Annotated in this window: 15 protein-coding genes; 7 read left to right on the top strand and 8 right to left on the bottom strand. The window is 65.2% G+C overall.

Going from position 1 to position 16,579, the window contains the following annotated elements; translation table 11 throughout:
• Window positions 1-134: 134 nt before the first annotated feature.
• Window positions 135-983 carry a hypothetical protein gene (locus tag V9K97_RS21980; protein ID WP_337320690.1) on the bottom strand — a complete coding sequence of 283 codons (849 nt, stop codon included), beginning with the start codon at window positions 981-983 and terminating at the stop codon, window positions 135-137.
• A gap of 709 nt (window positions 984-1,692) precedes the next feature.
• Between V9K97_RS21980 and V9K97_RS21975 the strand changes: the two genes are divergently transcribed.
• From V9K97_RS21975 to V9K97_RS21945, 7 genes are all read left to right on the top strand, one after another.
• Window positions 1,693-2,610 (top strand): MBL fold metallo-hydrolase, encoded by a 918-nt coding sequence (locus tag V9K97_RS21975; RefSeq protein ID WP_337320688.1) that lies wholly within the window; start codon window positions 1,693-1,695, stop codon window positions 2,608-2,610.
• A 120-nt stretch (window positions 2,611-2,730) separates the two neighbouring features.
• Window positions 2,731-3,210, top strand: coding sequence for a carboxymuconolactone decarboxylase family protein (locus tag V9K97_RS21970; protein ID WP_337320687.1), 480 nt, complete (start codon window positions 2,731-2,733; stop codon window positions 3,208-3,210).
• A gap of 356 nt (window positions 3,211-3,566) precedes the next feature.
• Window positions 3,567-3,800: a hypothetical protein gene (locus V9K97_RS21965; RefSeq protein ID WP_337320685.1), complete on the top strand. Its 234-nt coding sequence runs from the start codon at window positions 3,567-3,569 to the stop codon at window positions 3,798-3,800.
• 73 nt (window positions 3,801-3,873) lie between these two features.
• A complete protein-coding gene (locus V9K97_RS21960) occupies window positions 3,874-4,623 on the top strand; it encodes a gluconate 2-dehydrogenase subunit 3 family protein (RefSeq protein WP_337320683.1) in 750 nt (249 codons plus the stop codon).
• A gap of 13 nt (window positions 4,624-4,636) precedes the next feature.
• The gene (locus tag V9K97_RS21955; protein ID WP_337320681.1) at window positions 4,637-6,397 is read left to right on the top strand and encodes a GMC family oxidoreductase; all 1,761 of its coding nucleotides are present in this window, start codon (window positions 4,637-4,639) and stop codon (window positions 6,395-6,397) included.
• A gap of 10 nt (window positions 6,398-6,407) precedes the next feature.
• Complete coding sequence (locus tag V9K97_RS21950; protein ID WP_337320679.1) at window positions 6,408-6,764, top strand: c-type cytochrome; 357 nt, start codon at window positions 6,408-6,410, stop codon at window positions 6,762-6,764.
• 224 nt (window positions 6,765-6,988) lie between these two features.
• On the top strand, window positions 6,989-9,730 hold the full coding sequence (locus V9K97_RS21945) for an ATP-binding protein (RefSeq protein WP_337320678.1): 2,742 nt from the start codon (window positions 6,989-6,991) through the stop codon (window positions 9,728-9,730).
• Here V9K97_RS21945 and V9K97_RS21940 read toward each other — a convergent pair.
• The 7 genes from V9K97_RS21940 to V9K97_RS21910 form a co-directional block, all read right to left on the bottom strand.
• Window positions 9,721-12,426: an ATP-binding protein gene (locus V9K97_RS21940; RefSeq protein ID WP_337320676.1), complete on the bottom strand. Its 2,706-nt coding sequence runs from the start codon at window positions 12,424-12,426 to the stop codon at window positions 9,721-9,723. The two genes, V9K97_RS21945 and V9K97_RS21940, sit on opposite strands and share 10 nt — an antisense overlap.
• Window positions 12,419-13,039 carry a response regulator transcription factor gene (locus V9K97_RS21935; protein WP_337320674.1) on the bottom strand — a complete coding sequence of 207 codons (621 nt, stop codon included), beginning with the start codon at window positions 13,037-13,039 and terminating at the stop codon, window positions 12,419-12,421. Before V9K97_RS21935 ends, V9K97_RS21940 begins: the two co-directional genes overlap by 8 nt.
• Entirely contained in the window at window positions 13,036-13,671 is a 636-nt protein-coding gene (locus tag V9K97_RS21930) for a response regulator transcription factor (RefSeq protein ID WP_337320671.1), read from the bottom strand. Before V9K97_RS21930 ends, V9K97_RS21935 begins: the two co-directional genes overlap by 4 nt.
• Before the next feature lie 82 nt (window positions 13,672-13,753).
• Window positions 13,754-14,002: a hypothetical protein gene (locus V9K97_RS21925; protein ID WP_337320670.1), complete on the bottom strand. Its 249-nt coding sequence runs from the start codon at window positions 14,000-14,002 to the stop codon at window positions 13,754-13,756.
• 35 nt (window positions 14,003-14,037) lie between these two features.
• The gene (locus V9K97_RS21920; protein ID WP_337320668.1) at window positions 14,038-14,859 is read right to left on the bottom strand and encodes an alpha/beta fold hydrolase; all 822 of its coding nucleotides are present in this window, start codon (window positions 14,857-14,859) and stop codon (window positions 14,038-14,040) included.
• On the bottom strand, window positions 14,856-15,242 hold the full coding sequence (locus tag V9K97_RS21915; protein ID WP_337320666.1) for a hypothetical protein: 387 nt from the start codon (window positions 15,240-15,242) through the stop codon (window positions 14,856-14,858). Before V9K97_RS21915 ends, V9K97_RS21920 begins: the two co-directional genes overlap by 4 nt.
• 161 nt (window positions 15,243-15,403) lie before the next feature.
• Window positions 15,404-16,156 (bottom strand): sensor histidine kinase, encoded by a 753-nt coding sequence (locus V9K97_RS21910; protein WP_337320761.1) that lies wholly within the window; start codon window positions 16,154-16,156, stop codon window positions 15,404-15,406.
• Window positions 16,157-16,579: the final 423 nt, after the last annotated feature.

Genomic DNA, 16,579 nt, shown 5'->3' with positions numbered 1-16,579 from the left:
ACCTGCAGGTGCGAGTAGCAGCCTGCAAGAGTAGAACTTGCAGGTTGCAAGGCGCTAGTTTCTCAGCCTATTTGAAGGCGCGCCAACTGACGAGGAAAGGCCCCCGCCCTACCGGCCAACAAGGCCCTGAGGGGTTAACCTTCCTCAGCTTCGCTACTCGGCTTCGACTTGGGATACGCGATGGCGTAGCCACGTAGCGCGTCCTTAAGGTAGCTCCGAACATTGCTGTCACTCATACCGGCGAGGTCGTGAGCTGTGGCCTTCTCTTCGGCCACGACGGCTTTGACTTCCTCTACGAGCGTGGTGAGGTTGAACGCGCCCTCGCGTATATAGCGCGAGCTTTCCTTCCTCTTCTCGACGCGATGCAGCAAGACGAGCACCGCACCGAGCACTTGAATTGCGCGTTCTTCCTTGCGGCTGGATTTTTCATTCGCGTTCGGCTCCCGATCCACCGCGAAGGCGAAAGAGCCTGTCGCCGTGTTTAACGGCAGCGGCCGAACACCGTCTATCGGTTCAATCGGTGAGGTATCCATTTCTCGGCGGACGTCGGCGATGCCGTCCATCGGCTCAAGATGCCGTGCTCGCATCAACGCGTTCTTGGCGTTTTTCGCAAGTGCCCATCCGGACTCCGACGCGAACTCGAGTGCGTTGCGCACGGTGACTCGACGCGGCAGGGTGTTTGCACGTGGAATCCATTTGCTGATTCCGTATGCGGCCTCGAGCTCCTTCTCGCGCTTGCGGAACTCGATCTTCTTTCGCTCCTTGTTTTTCAGTAGCGCAATGACTCCCTTCTCGGGAGCCAGACCCATGGTCAGCAGCGCCGCTTTCTGTAGTGAAACGCTCGGCCGTCCCAGCCAATAAATCCAACGGGGAGCTTTCAGCCGTTGCGGCGGAAGCTTTCCGGATTTCTTGACGGTAGTCGGCCTCTTCTTCGCTTTGGGTGTACGTTGCACTGCGAATGTGCTTTTTTTGCCAGTTGCCATGCGGCGGATTCTATTCAGATCGGCAGTCTCGCCTTCACGCACGCTCAGGTCAACAATCGCGCTACGGCGGTGTAGGTGCCCCAACCCACGATAACCATAGGCACGTAAACACCTGGTTATCGGTGGTTGCTCTCATTCTTCGGCTTCGGCTTCGGCTTCGGCGTCCGGAAGTCGCTGAACATCTCCATCATGAACGCCGTCAAAGGCTAGAGGTCCAAACAGACGGTAAGTTCGCGTTGCCCACCGCCCTCGTAGAGACTAACAAGCCTCAACGAGTTCTTGCACGGAAAGGGGGAAAGCGCCCGACGAGCCTCTCCTCCGGCAACTGCACGGGTAACGCCGCCCCGTGGCGTCCACGCGTTGGTCCGTACGCAATCACGCCGGCAAGTCCATCTGCCGCAGAGCATCGAATGCCCCTCGACAAGCACCATCGGCGAACAGCTCCGCCAGTCTTGTCGCGCGCCTAGCGGCACAACTCTCGTCACTTCTAGAAACCCGATCTTGCCCATTCATTTGGTGCGTATCAGGCACCACTGTGCGTCCGTCTACGAGCCTACCGGCGCGCGCCCCGCCTACCTACGATCAATGGCAGACGGCCTTCTGCCGTGATCCGTGCCTGACAACCCCCTTGGAGTTGAACGGCAACTTGCTGCCAGTCCCCTGGCAGATTCGGCCTGCGCAATCGGGCCGCCCTTTTGGAGATTCCGCCATGTCCCCCACAGATGAAATCTTGCAACCTGCGAGTGAGAAGCCGAAAGATCCGGTGCCCTCCCGTTACGCCCTGCGCATCGGCGATATCGACGCGCTTGTGGTCAGCGATGGCGTGCTGCCGCTGCCTACCTCGACGATGGCCACCAACGCCGACCCGGCGGACCTGGCGCGCTGGCTGGACCAGATGTTCATGCCGCCGGACAAGTACGACTGGCCGCTGAACGTGATGGTGGCTCGCAGCGGCGACCAGACCATCCTCATCGACGCCGGGCTGGGAGGCCAGTTCCCAGGCTTTCCGCGCGCCGGACAATTCCCGCAACGCCTGGCCGCAGCCGGCATCGAGCTCGAGTCCGTCACCGACGTGATCTTCACCCACATGCACATGGACCACGTGGGCGGTCTGCTCGTTCCCGGCATCAAGGAACGCCTGCGCCCGGACGTGCGCATCCACGTGGCCAAGGCCGAAGTCGATTTCTGGATCTCGCCCGACTTCTCCCACACAGTGATGCCCAACCCGGTGCCGGAGGTGCTCCGCTCGACGGCCAAGAGCTTCTACAACGCATACCGCGACCGGCTGCAGACCTTCGAAGAGCGACGCGAAGTGGCGCCGGGCGTGGTGGTCCGGCGTACCGGTGGCCACACCCCAGGGCACAGCGTGGTCGACCTGGTGTCGGGCGGTGAGCGCCTGACGTTCGCCGGCGACGCCATGTTCCCAGTCGCGTTCGACCACCCCGATTGGCAGAACGGCTTCGAGCACGACCCCGAGAAAGCGGCCGAAGTTCGCATCGGCCTCTTGCGCGAACTGGCGCAGACCCGCGGACTGCTGGTAGCCGCTCACCTGCCCTTCCCCTCCCTCGGCCGGGTGGCAATCGACGGTGACATCTTTCGCTGGGTTCCGATCATCTGGGACTACTGAACGCGAGCTCGCGGCGTGCAAGCTGGCTTCTAGCTTGCGGCGCCGCATATCGATCCTTTTTTTTTTTCTCCCGCACTCTTCGCAAACGGGTACCTCAGCCGCACTGAGGCCGGAGCACACATGACCCATCGTCTCAACTACATCAAGCAATCGCCCGACCTCTTCAAGAAGCTGATCGAGTTCAGCACGCTCGTGGACCACGGCACCATCGAGCAAACGGTTCGGGACCTCATCGCGATTCGCGCGTCGCAGCTCAATGGGTGCGCGTTCTGTCTCGACATGCACATCAAGGAGGCCAAGATCCATGGCGAACGCGAACTTCGCATTCACCATCTGGCCGCTTGGCGTGAATCGACGCTCTTCGTTCCGCGCGAGCGTGCGGCCCTGGCCTGGACCGAAGTGCTGACCAAGCTGCCCGAGCAAGGCGTGCCCGACGAGATCTACGAGCGCGTGCGCACACAGTTGTCGGAAAAAGAACTTTCGGACCTGACCTTCAGCGTCATGGCCATCAATGCATGGAACCGCGTGAACGTCGCGTTCCAGACCGTGCCCGGATCGTCCGACAAGGCCTTTGGTCTGGACAAGGCAAACCTCTCCTGAGTCCCCGCAGCAGCAAGCGCCACCGCTCCGGCGGTGCCTTCGCCTGCGCCTGCTGCTTTCCCGCTCGGCGAATTTCTTCACGCCGAGTTTTCAGCGGCCATCGAGGGGCGCATATCTGCACTTGCCATCGGAGACTGCGCCTCGCAGACCAGCGCCCTCGCGCCCCCATTGATTCCGTTGGCTCACTGCGGCGTTTCGCTCGAAAGGTCTACCGCAACGACCTGCCCAAACCTAGATTTGAGCGCGACAGATGCATGACCCGCGAACCACTTTCCTTCGTCGCATGCATTGACTGTCTGCCCGCCTTCAGCGGTTTTTCCGTTCGAGGGGTTCGCTCAAATTTTCAGGAGTAGTTGATGACGAAAAGAGTCTTCTTTGCGGCACTGCTGGTCAGTCTCACGGCCTCGGTCTCGATCTATGCGATCCAGCCGGCCGGTGCTGTCGCCATTCCCCAGGCAACGAGCGATGCCTCGGTCGCAGTCCCGTTCCCCTCGCCCGATCTCTCCTATCCGACGCCCCAGGAGCCGTTGGACCTCACGCCAATCACACCGACCGAAACAGTGGGCGCCGCGAAATTCGAGCCCTTCTGATCGAAGCGCTGAAAGGCACGCGTCCTTCGCGCAACCTCTTTGCGCGATTCTTGTCCCTCGAAGAAAGATACCCATGTCCCTCAATGACCGAGAACCGCCTCCGCGGCGTCTCTTCCTGCGCCAGATCGGCAGCGCCTCCGGTGCTGCAGCGCTCGCGGGGCCCGCACTGCTGGGTGGCCTCGCCAGTCCGCTCGCTTCGGCGCAGGACGCCGCTACCCGCCCTGCCGACAACGCTCACTCTTCGGCTTACTTGTCGCTGGGCCCGCAGGAGGCCGCCTGCGCCGAGGCCCTCGTCAACGTCATGTGCCCGGCCGATGCAGTGACACCGAACGGCGTGGATTGCGGCTTGCACCTGTACATCGATCGTCAGCTGGCCGGCGCCTGGGGGCGCGGCGACCAGCTCTATCGACAGGGCCCCTGGCGTCCTGGCAAGCCGCAGCACGGCTACCAGTCGCCCCTCACACCCGAGCAGCACTTCAAGGCCGGCCTTGCAGTGGTGCGCCGCGAGGCTCAACAACGTACGGGCAAGGCGATCGAGCAGCTCGAGGCTGGTCCGCTCGACGCCATGCTGCAGGAGGTCGCTGCCGGCCGGATGGACGGCGAGCGCTATGCGCTCGGTGCGTGGTTCAACGACTTTTTCTATCCGCTGTTCGTTCAGGCCTGCTTTGCCGATCCGATGTACGGCGGCAATCGCGACAAGGCCTTCTGGCGCGCTGTGGGCTTCCCCGGCCTGCCCGCCTTTCACGGCCGCAACGTGGTCCAGTACCGCGGCCTGCCCTTTCCCGGTGCGGCCAAGCCGCAGTCAATCGAGGACTTTAGCTGAAGGCCCAACACCCATGACTCACAAACTTCCCAAACGCGCCGTGGTCTTCGTCGGCGGCGGCCTCACCGCCGGTCTGGCTGCGCGGCAGATGATGAACTCCGGCATCGACGTGCTGGTGCTCGAGCGCGGTAGCGATCTTGCCGGCAGTGCGGCTGCCACACTGCCCAACCAACGCGACGAATTGCGTTGGGGCGTGCGTAACAGCCTGGTGCAGAACTGGGCCAACGAAACCTACACGCTGCGTCATGCCGCCAACGAAAGCGCGCTGCCCATACGCCGAATGGAAGCCTTCCTTCCAGGCGAAGGCATGGGCGGCGCGGCCAATCACTGGAACGGCCAGACCTGGCGGTGGGCCGAGTACGACCCGGCTCTACGCACACGCCTGGAGTCCCGCTACGGCAAGGCCGCGATTCCCCGCGAAATGACGGTGCAAGACTGGGGCGTCAGCTATGCAGAGATGGAGCCGTACCACGACCTGTTCGAGCGGCTCTTCGGCATCGCGGGCCAGGCCGGCAATATCGGCGGGCAACTGATCGAAGGCGGCAACCCCTTCGAGGCGCCCCGAAAGCGCGGCTTTCCGCAGCCGCCGCTCGAAATCCTCGAGTCGGGGCGGATCTTCAAGGCCGCCGCGCAAACCCTCGGCTACAAACCGTTCCCGCTGCCCGCGGCCAACTCTCCGCGCGCCTACACCAACCCCGACGGCGCGAGCCTTGCGCCGTGCCAGTACTGCGGCCACTGCGAGCGCTTCATCTGCGAGGCCAATGCCAAGGCCAGTCCGGCGGTGCTGCTGTACCCCCAGCTGCTGAAACAGCGGAATTTCGAGATCCGTCTTCACTCGCAGGTGACCGGCCTCGTCTATGACAAGCGCGCGCGGCGCGTGACGGCCGTGCGGTTCATCGATCTGCAGACCGCCCAAACGTACGAGCAACCGGCCGATGTCGTCGTGCTGTCCGGTTTCACCATGACAAACACCAAGCTGCTGCTCACGAGCGGCATCGGACGCCCCTACGACCCGAAGACCGGCAAGGGCGTGGTCGGCAAGAACTTCTGCTACCAGGTGATGTCTTCGGTGCCGGTGTTCTTCAAGGACCGCTGGATCAACCCCTTCATGGCGTCGGGCGCCTCTCAGATGGTGGTGGACGAATTCAACGGCGACAACTTCGACCACGCAGGGCTCGGCTTCTTCGGCGGCGGCTACATCTACTCGAACGTGACGAACGGCCGCCCGATCAATGCCCGGCTTCATCCGGCCGGAACGCCGCGCTGGGGGTCCGCGTGGAAACAGGCCAACGCCGACTGGTATGCGCACGCCTTCAACGTCGCGGTGCATGGCAGCAACTACCCGCACAGCCAGAACTACCTCGACCTCGATCCGACGTACCGCGATGCCTACGGCTCGCCGCTGCTGCGCATGACGTTCAATTTCCACGAGAACGACCATCGGATGAGCGAGTACGTCACGAACAAGGCCGCCGGTATCGCGCGCGCCATGGGTGCCACGGCAGTCGGCGCACCGCAACCCCGGCGCGGCGACTTCGACGCCCGGCAGTATCAGACGACGCACACCACGGGCGGCACCGTCATGGGCGCCGACCCGTCGACGAGCGTGGTGTCACCCCGCCTGCAGCACTGGGATGCGCAAAACCTCTTCGTGGTCGGCGCATCCGTGTACGCACACAACGCGGGCTACAACCCGACCGGTCCGCTCGCGGCATTGGCACTGCGGCTTGGCGACGACCTGGTGCGCTATGCCAAGCAACCGCGCATGCTTTGAGGAGCCCGAAATGCGAACACTCCTTCTCTCAGCCTGCGCCGCGGCATTCGTGAACCTGGCACACGGGCAATCGGCCGTGCAGCCGCCCAAGACATGGACAACCTGCGCGGCATGCCACGCGGCGCAAGGCGCTGCCTCCATCGGGCCGCCGCTCGCCGGCGTAGTGGGCCGAAAGGCCGGCTCATCGCCGGGGTTTGGCTACAGCCGAGCCATGAAGAATGCACAGATCACCTGGGACGACAAATCCCTGGCGGCCTTCCTGAGCGACCCGCAGCAAGCCGTGCCGGGCAACAGAATGCCTTTCGCGGGCGTTACCGATCCCGGTGAAGTTGCGGAACTCGTCAAGTACCTGAAGACGCTGCGATAGCAGGCTACCTTCGTTCACTGACGGCCTCGGGCTGCATGCCCCTATGACTTATGGATTTCAGGGACTAGAGCCCGACGTCGCGCGATGCCGCGCTACGATCTCGAACAGAAACTTAAGTCTCAACGCATGGAAACCGCCCGCCCGATCCGCCTATCCGGTCAACAGCCTTGCGTGGCCCGTGCCCAGCTCCCGGCGACGTGAGAAGGCTGATAGGCGAACTGACCATGCAAGCGCAGTCCGAGAAGTCACCTGACCCGGCGTCGGCGGAAGTCCGGTGGTACTTCGGCGATTTCGTTGTCTGGGAGGCGCAGCGCCGGTTCGAGCGCTTGGGCAACGCCGTGCGGCTGGGGCCACGCTCTTTCGATCTGCTGCTGCAGCTGATCAAGCGGGCCGGCGAATTCGTGAGCAAGAACGACCTGCTCGCAGCGGTCTGGGCCGGCGTCGTGGTCGAAGAGGCCAGCGTGCGCGTCCACATGTCGACGCTTCGCAAGGCGCTGGGCGAGCCCGGCGACAGCGACGAATGCAAGGAGTGGATTTCCAACGTTCCGCTGCGCGGCTACCGCTTCAACGGACGTGTCCGGCGCGAGGCGACAGGCACCGCGGCCAGGCTCTTGGCACCGGAACCACTGCCCAACCCCGGCTTCACTCCGCTGCCGGTTCGGCTGACAGAGCTCGTCGGCCGCGAAGCCGATGTGGCGAGCGTTCTCGAAGCGCTCGAATCGCACCGGCTGGTCACGATCGTAGGCACGGGTGGCATCGGCAAGACCCGTCTCGCGATCCACGCCGCCGAGAGCCATCAGCATACGCACGGCACCGAGATCGCCTTCATCGATCTGTCATCGCTGATCTCCGAGGATCACGTGCTCGGCACCCTGGCGCGCGCCGTGGGAGTGCCCGCAGACCTGCCCGACACCATCGGGGCCATCTCGCAACGCCTGATGGGGCGAACCGTGCTCCTGTTGATCGACAACTGCGAGCACGTGGTCGATTCCTTGGCGCCGCCGCTCGCCGGCTTGCTTTCCGTGCTACCCGACCTGCGCATCCTGGCGACCAGCCGCGAGGCGCTTCGCGTGGCGGGCGAGTATGTCTTCCGCTTGCCGGCGCTTGCCATCCCGAACGCCGAGCAGATCTCGCTCACGCAAGCGCTGAACTGGCCGTCGGTGGAATTGCTCGTCGAGCGGGCCAAGGCTGCAGGTGCGGGTGCGTTCGACGAATCGCATGGGCCGCTGCTGGCCCAGATCACCAGGCAGGTCGACGGCATTCCCTTGGCGATCGAACTGGTGGCCGCGCGCCTGGGTGTGCAGCCGGTCGTCGACCTGGCGCGAAGGCTCGACGACCACATGCGCCTCTATGCCTTCAGCCGCGCCGCGCTCCCACGGCACCGAACGCTGGCCGCGGCGCTCGACTGGAGCATCGCGCTGCTGGGCGATACAGAACTGCGGCTCTTTCGCTGGTTGTCGGTGTTTCGTGGGCGCTTCGATGTGGAATCCGCACTCGGCGTGAGCGCCGGCAGCATGGACAACGAGGTGGCATTCGACGCACTGATCTCGCTGGTCAACAAGTCGCTTGTCTTCTTCGACAGCAACGACGCTGTCGCGCCCTACCGGCTGCTGGACACGACGCGAAGCTATGCCGCTGCACTTCTCGCACAGAGCGATGAACGACCGGCATTGCTGCGGCGCCATGCAGTGCTCATGTGCGATCTCATGAAGGCGGCGGCAGCGGAACTCTCCGACCTGACGGAGCAGGCCTGGGCCGACCGTTACGCACACCGCCTGGACGACGTGCGCTTTGCACTCGAAGTCTGCCTGACGCAGCAGCCGGACGCGAAGATGGCTGCCTCGCTGCTGACGGCCTCAGCACCATTGTGGTTTCACCTGGCCCAGGTCGTCGAATACCGCGACCGGGTCGCCGCGGCCCTGGCGCTGGTCGATCGCCAACCCGTGCGCGACATGGAAACCGCGACCTGGCTGAACACGGCACTGGTAAGCGCCCTGCTCCACACCGGCAGGTCCACACCCGAGTTGGGTGCCGCCGCGGACCAGGCCCTGGCCGGCGCGCTTGCCGTCAAGATCCCTGTGCTGGAACTGCAAGCCCGCTGGGGGCGGTGCACGCACGACATGTTCCGCGGCGAGTATGCGGCGGCCTTGGAACAGGCGCACACGCTGATGGCGGCCGCGCAGTCATGGTCCGACCCTGCCGCGCTCAATCTCGCTCACCGCGTGATGGCGATGGCCAACCACTTTTGCGGCCACTTCGATGTAGCGAGGATGCACAGCGAAGCATCGGTGCGCGTGGGCGGCGGCCTGGGCCATGCCCGGGCCAACATGGTCGGCGTCAACGCCATCGTCGCGGCCAAGGCCATGCTGAGCCGAACCCTCTGGGTGCAAGGTGAGACGGCCAAGGCCCTCGAAGAGGCCAGCGATGCGGTGGGCCGAGCGCAGGCAGCCGGAAAGTCGGTCTCTCTGTGTTCCGCGCTGTATGGCGCCTGCCCGGTCGCGCTGTGGGCCGGCGAGCTCGAGCTTGCCGCCCAATGGATCCACCTGATGACGGACGAAGCACAACGCAGGGGACTGGTGGGTTGGCTGCGCTATGCGGAGTGGTTCTCCCAAGGCCTCCAATTGAGCATCGCGCCGGACCGGGACCTCTATGTCCGTGAAGTGGCAAGCCAGCTTTCAAGCTACGACGCACCCCACAGGGAGATGCTCGCGACTTTCTGCATCGACTGGGTCGACGACGAGATGATCGAGCGCGTCTCGTGCGGAGGCAGTCCATGGGTTGCCGCCGAGGTCTGGCGCGCCGCCGGCTGGCGCGCGGAGCAAAACGCTGCCACCGATGAGGCAGACGCCTTCTACCTTCGGGCAATCGAGGCCGCCAGGCAACAAGGGGCTGTTGCCTGGGAAAAGCGCGCCGCACTGGCACTGGTGCGGGTCCGCCTGCCGGGTGCGCAGCCGGTTCATCGCTGACTCGCGCTGGCGCGCAACTCTTCCAGCGCACCCGCTGCACGCAGTTCCCAGGCAACTGCGCCTTGCGCGCGCGCCAGGCCATGGGCCTGCAGATAAAACGCCTCGGCTTCGGAGTCGTTGCCTTGCAGCTGCTTGCGCCGGCCGGCAGCGCGGTAAACCTCGGCGGCACTCCACTGCCCTTCGCCCCGCATCGCGCGGGCAAGCAGGTCATCGTCCACCCACCGGTCGCAAAACGTGACCATCATTTCCCTGCGGGGCTCATCCATGGCCAGGACCTTTGCCGCGACAGCATCGATGTGCGCGCCGGCATCATCGACCTCGCCGAGCTTCATGGCGTCGTCGTAGCAAAGGGCCCAGTCATGCCAGTAGGCAAAGCCCTTGGACCGTGTCTGCTGCAGCATCGTGTCGATCCATGCGCGGGCTGCCTTCTGTTCGCCGGCCCAGATGGCCATGGGACAAATCCAGAAAAGCGCAACGCAAAGGGACAACGCGTGCCCCATCGCCTCGGCCTCCTCCATGCATCGGACGGCGGTGGCCATGGCAAGACGGCTCTCGCCCTGGATCCACAGCGTCCTCGCAAGAATGGCCATTGCGGTGGTGCGCGCGTCGGGCTGAAACGCGTTGACATGATTGCGCCGCGTCGCGTCGTCCACGTCCGCCGCCGCTTCGGCGTGCACCCTGGCCTCGGCGAGCGCGCCGCAGAAGTGACTGGCAAGCGCCAGCATCCGGTGCGACAGGTTGCGCGTCACGGCGCTGGTCGAGTGGCTTGCAAACTCGCTCAGGATTTCGGCATGCCGCAACGCCGGTGTGTATGCGCCGCGGGTGATGTTCAGCGCGCAAAGGCCCCACCTCGCCTGGAATTCAAGCGTCTTCACCTTGAACTCCAGTGCGCAGGCCAACGCACGCTCGCACGCCAGTGTCATCTCCGGCACCGTGCCGCCGGTGTGCCACAACGCGTTGTAGAGAGCGATCTCCAGCCGTCCGGCTGTCAGGCGGTCGGGTACCTTCAGCGCGTCAAGGTGGTCCAGCGCCGCGCGAACGCGATCCCGGTATTCGCTGACTTCGGACAAGCGGAACCAGAGCGGCGCCGATGCGACGGTAAGCGCGCCCCCGATCGTCATGTCGTCATGGTGGCCGATGCAGGCATCCAGTGCCGCGCGTACGTCGTCCAGGTAGCCGCGGTACCGCTGCGTCCAGGCCTCGGCATCCAGCAAGGCCAGGTCCGCGGTGGCAATGCCCATGAGGTCCAGCATGAAAAGGGCATGGCTTTTCGATACCGCGTCTCTCTCCCCTGCCCGCACGAGCAGGGCATGCGCGTAGCTGCGAGTGGTATCGAGCAGGCGGTATGGTGATTCCGCGGCCTGGTCGGTGTCGTACACGACGAGCGACTTTCTGGCCAGGTTCAGCAATGCGTCGGAGGCCACGTCCGGGTCCAGCGCGCTGGCCGCCACGCTGAGCGCCGCCTCAATGCCGAAATAAGCGCGGAACACCGACAGCCTGCGAAACAGCAGCAACTCGGCATCACCCAGCAGGCCGATGCTCCAGTCCAGCGTCGCAGCGAGCGTGCGATGTCTTGGCAGCGCGGCCCGCCTCGCGGCGGAATGCAGGCGCATGTGATCGTCGAGCCGAAAGGCCAGGTCGCCCGCCGGTTGTACCCCCAGGCGTGCCGCGACCAGCTCAATCGCCAGCGGGATTCCGTCGACCTGCTGGCAGATCCTGGTGAGCGGACCGCTGCTCGCGTCGTCGAATGCGCTAGCGCCCGCGGCCAAGGCTCTCTCGACGAGCAATTGCACCGCCGGCGAGCGCAACGCATACGCCAGGGATCCGGGCTGAGACTGCCGAACCGCCAGGGGCGCCAGACGAAAGACATGCTCGCCGCCCACGCGCAGCACCTCGCGGCTGGTTGCAAGAACCTGCAACCTGGGCAACGCCGCCAGCAACCTTCCCAGGAGTGGCGAAAGCCTCTCGATCACATGCTCGCAGTTATCCACGAGCAGCAGCATCGCCTGGCCTTCGAGGCGCTGGACGATGGCTTCTTCAATGTCCGTTACGCCGCCTCGCACACCGACGGCGCGCGCCATCGTCGTCAGCACGTGGTCTTGCGAGGTCAAGGGCGCGAGATCGACGAAGCAGACCTGGGCGTGCGGCCGTTCGCGGTATCGCGCGGCGACGTAGATGGAAACGCTGGTCTTTCCCACGCCACCGGGCCCCGCGACGGTGACCAGCCGGCTCTCCGCAAGCATGCCGAGCAGGCGCTCGACCTCCACCTCGCGCCCCACGAGACTGGAGAAGCGCGCGGGCAAGCCGGCGGGAGCATCCCGCAGGGATGCATGCGCCGCTTGTGCGGCGGCAGCGGACGGCACGAATTCGCAGCGCACCCGCCCCAGAAAGCGATAGCCTCGCAGCGGAATGTTGGCGATCCATTCCAGGCACCCGTCCTGCGCGCCGGGCGGCCCCAGGGCCTTGCGCAGGATCGACATATGGACCCGAACGCTCGCTTCCTCGACCACCGTGTCCGGCCAAACCGCCGCGAGCAGCTCATCCTTGCTGATCACTTCGCCGGCGCGGCCCACGAGCGCAGCCAGCAGGCCGAGTGCGCGCGATCCGAGCCGCACGGGCTGCCCGTCGCGTTCGAGCCTGGGCTCGGCTTCCCACAGCGCGAAGGCGCCGAAGCGCCACCGGCGGATCTCAGACACGGACCAGCCCGCGCTGCTTCGCCGTGACGGCCACTTGCGCTCTCGAGCCGACATGCAGCTTCTCGCAGATCCTGGAGACGTGTGTCTTGACGGTACTGGCGGAAATGCCCAGCTTGCGGGCGATTCCCTTGTTGCAATCGCCTTTCACGAGGAAACGCAGCACGTCTTCCTCCCGGGCGGTGAAGCCTGTGCGCGGCGCGTCATGTCTGAGAAGCGTCTTCGTGCGCTTGCAGAGATAGACGGAGCCTCCTCGAGCGGCGCAGCGGATGGCATCCATCAGCTCGACCGGATTCGCGTCCTGGCACACATAGCCGTGCACCCCGCTGGCGATCGCCTGCATGACCTCCCCCTCCTTGGATCGCCGGGTCAATACGACGATGCACGGCACGCGAAAGCCGCCGGCTCCGCCTGGCAAATCCAGTGGCTGAGCCGAAGCGAGCAGGCTCAGCGCGCGGGCGTGATCCGCCACCACCACGTCCACGATGGCCTCGTCGGGCCCCTCCCCCGCCTGCAGGTGGAAGCCGGGTTCCTGGCCGAGGAGAGAGACGAGACCGGCCATGGCGAGCGGGTCGCCGTGGCACACACGCACGTGCAGATCGAGGGAACCGGTCATGGCGATGCCTCCAGAAGCAGTCCTCGGCGAAAGGCTTCGCTGATCGCGGCAACTCGCGTCGGCTTTCGGAGCTTGCGCAAAATCGCCTTCACATGGGCCTTGACGGTGCCTTCACCTATGTCGAGTCGCCGCCCGATGTCCTTGTTGGCCAAGCCCTCCGCCATGAGCTGGAGCACTTCGAGTTCGCGGGCGGTTGGCGCGGCAGACGAGAGGTTGTCCAGCAACTGGTCGGCCACCGGGCAAGAGAGATACCTGCGGCCCGCTGCAACGCAGCGCACCGCATCCGACAGTTCCTCGGCAGAGCAATCGTGCAGAAGGTAGCCGCGCACGCCGGCGTCCACGGCGCGGCGTATCTGCCACCCGGTGCTCTGGTCCGTGACCACGAGGAAAGGTCTCGATGCGGGCCCGCCCCGGCCGGGCGGGACAACCGTCGCCTTGTGAACGCCGGTTGCGTAGTCCGTGACGAGCACGTCGACGGTGTCGTCGCCATTCTCGATGTCGGCGTTGGAAAAACCGGATTGAACGACGAAGTCGGCGCGGGAGCGCAGCAGCGATGCGATACCGGCGGCTACGTAGGGGTCGCGATGTGCGACTGCCACATGGATCTGCCTGGCCTGGGTCGGCGCGGTCATGGGCTCAAGTCCTTCTGGGAGTCATGGGTGGAAGTCTGCTCATTCGGCAAAACCGTTGCCAGTTAAGCCGTGTCAAGCCTTGTTAAGGTGCTGGATGCGCCAGGGACTGCACTACCGCTCCCTCGGGAACGGGTGTCGCCGGATTCACCGCGCCCCTGCAACGTCCGATGGCGCCGCAGAGCACGACGATGGCATTCCCTGGCGTGGGCCGCAGCGACTCGGAGGCGGCAATCACCGCGCCGGCACCGGCCGCGCCTGTCACGGCCACGGCACAGGCAACGTTCTTGATCCATTCCAGCCAGACGCCGCGAGGAGGCAGCGAGATCTTCATGGGGTGCAGGGCGTCGGAACGCGAGGAGGCGCAACTCAGGGCTTTGCCGTCGCGACCGCGTCAGCGGCCTCCGCGATCATCCGGGCCACGAGCTTCGGCCGCGAGATCATGACCACGTGCGAAGCGCCCTTGACCACGACCGTCTTCATCGACTTCGCGCGCTCGGCCATGAAAGCCTGCACGGCAGGCGGGATGTTCTTGTCGCGATCGCCGTAGATGAACCAGGAGGGAAGGTTCTTCCACGCGGAGGCAGGCGCCGGCTCGCCCAGCGCGCTCTCGGTGATGGGGCGCTGCGACACAGCCATCAGGTGGGCAAGCGCCGGTGCAACATCGTCGGCGAATTGCTTGGCGAACTTGTCCTGTTGGATGTAGAGGTCCTTGGCGCCGTCAGGAAGGAGCACCGGCGCGGCCAGCGCAGGCCCGAGCGTGCTGCCGGGAAACTTGCCCGACAGGTCGGCGGCCGATTCGCCCACCTCAGGAGCGAACGCCGCAACGAAGACCAGCGCCTGGACATTGGGCTTTCCAACCGCCGCGGCGGAAATCACCGAGCCTCCGTACGAATGGCCCACCAGCACGACCGGCCCCGGGATCGAACCCACGATGGCCGCCACATAGTCCGCGTCGGACTTCACGCCGCGCAACGGATTGGCGGCCGCGACAACGGGAAAGCTGCGCGCACGAAGGTCGCGCGCCACGTCGTTCCAGCTGGCCGATTCGGCGAACGCGCCGTGAACCAGGACGACGGTGGGCCTTGCCAGCGGCTCGCCCGAAGTGGCCGCGCTCGCAGGCGCCGAGAGGTGCAGCGCCGCGATGCCGAGGGCGGTGAATGCGCGTACGAGACTGGGGAGATTTTTCATGCTGATTTCCTTTGATGAATAAATGGTCTGACTTGAAAATTTCGCACCCCGTGCGGGATGCATCGCAAAGGGGTGCTCGCGCACGCCTGCGCCATCGGCTGGGCGCGCGGGACACCGCCTGCAGAGCAGGTGTCTTGCACAAGCGGCGTCGCACCGGTGGCCACGGTGGCAAAGCGGAGCTCTGCGTTGGCCGCTTCACCGCCTGCGATCGCACCGGCCGCCGCAATGGCCAGCAGCGAGACGGTCATGTATCCCGCGCTAAAGACGCGGTCCATCGCACCTCGCGGCGCGGCGTCGGCGGCCGCCTGCAGGGCCTGCTCGCGTCCCTTGAGGGTGCGGCGTGGTGCGCCCGATTGCGCGAGGGATTGAATGCGCTGCGTCATGGTGATTCCTCCAGGGCGCCAAGGCCCGGCCTCAGGACGGCTGGGCTCCGGTTCGCGAACATCGCGGTACGGTTCGAATGCTAGGTTTCGCATCTCGGTTGCGGTAGGCATGCAGCAGGTACTTCCGTGTTGCATGCCCGGCATCAATGCGCAGCGCACCCTCAGGCGCGACGATGAAGAGGAAGCCATACGTTGAACTCGGCGCCGCGGCCCGGTCCGGCCGAGGTCGCCTTCACGAAACCGCCGTGAGCCACCGCAAGACCGTGAACCAGCGCGAGGCCGATGCCCAGCCCACCGCGCGAGCCGCCCTCCCCGCTGCCGCCCTGGCTGAACAGGCCGAAGACATGCGGCAGAAACTCGTGCGCTATGCCGCAGCCGCTGTCAGCCACCTCGAACCGTGCAAAGCCGTCCTCCGAGGAAAGGCGTACCCGAATCTCCGCGCCGGCCGGCGAGAACTTGATTGCGTTGTCCAGCAGGTTGCCGACGATCTGCTCCAGCCGCACCGCATCGGCATGGCAGATCAACGGATAGTCCGCCTGCATCTGCGCACGGATGCGCCCCGAAGGCCAGCGCGCATCGAACGCGGCGACAAGGCCGAGCGCAAGCGCGCCGAAGTCGACCTCGGTGCGGCGCAGCGCCAGCTTGCCGGTTCGTACGCGCGAGAAATCGAGCAGGTCGTCAATAAGCCGCTTCTGGCTTTCGATGGCGCGCTGCATCGCCTCGGCGATGCCTTGCAGTTGCAAGGGCACCGCGGACGCGGGCAGGCGCTGGAGCAGGCTGATGTTCATCTGAATGATGCTCAGGGGCTGCCTGAGTTCGTGCGAGATGACGGCCAGTGCCCTGTCTCGGGTCGCGCAGCGCAAGTTCGTTGCAGCGCGAATGTCGCGCGGGGTCTGAAGGGCTGCTTGCGCCACCCCGGTGTGATAAAGCTCCACGAGGAATCCGTGCTTCTTGATGCGGCCACCCCGGATTCATCGCGACAGGGGGCCCGGTGATGAACGAAGTTGTTCTTTGGCTCTCGCGACGCAACCGATCGTAGGCAGCCGCATTCCGCGCCAGAAGCCCGCTGCGGTAGCGCACGGTGTTGCCGCACAAACACCAATCGCCGAGCGCCGCTGGCGAAGCATCGTTCGCGATCTGCGGACTCTTCGTTCACGCGAGCCGGGTTCCTGAATGGCCCTGTATCGCATCCAATAACCGGCATCGCCGACAGCGGCGGCGCTGCGCATGCAAGGCGCAGATCGAGATCCCTGTCACAAAAACCCAGGTCGGGCCGTCTTGCATCTCAAAGGGGCGAGTCTTCCGACCGGCAGGCAGTTCTTCTCCCGCATCGCGCA

The organism is Variovorax sp. CCNWLW186 (assembly GCF_037203865.1).
In the GTDB taxonomy this organism is placed as follows: Bacteria; Pseudomonadota; Gammaproteobacteria; order Burkholderiales; family Burkholderiaceae_C; genus Variovorax.
Note: the sequence above shows the minus strand (reverse complement) of the source record. Positions and strands in the feature narration are given on the sequence as shown.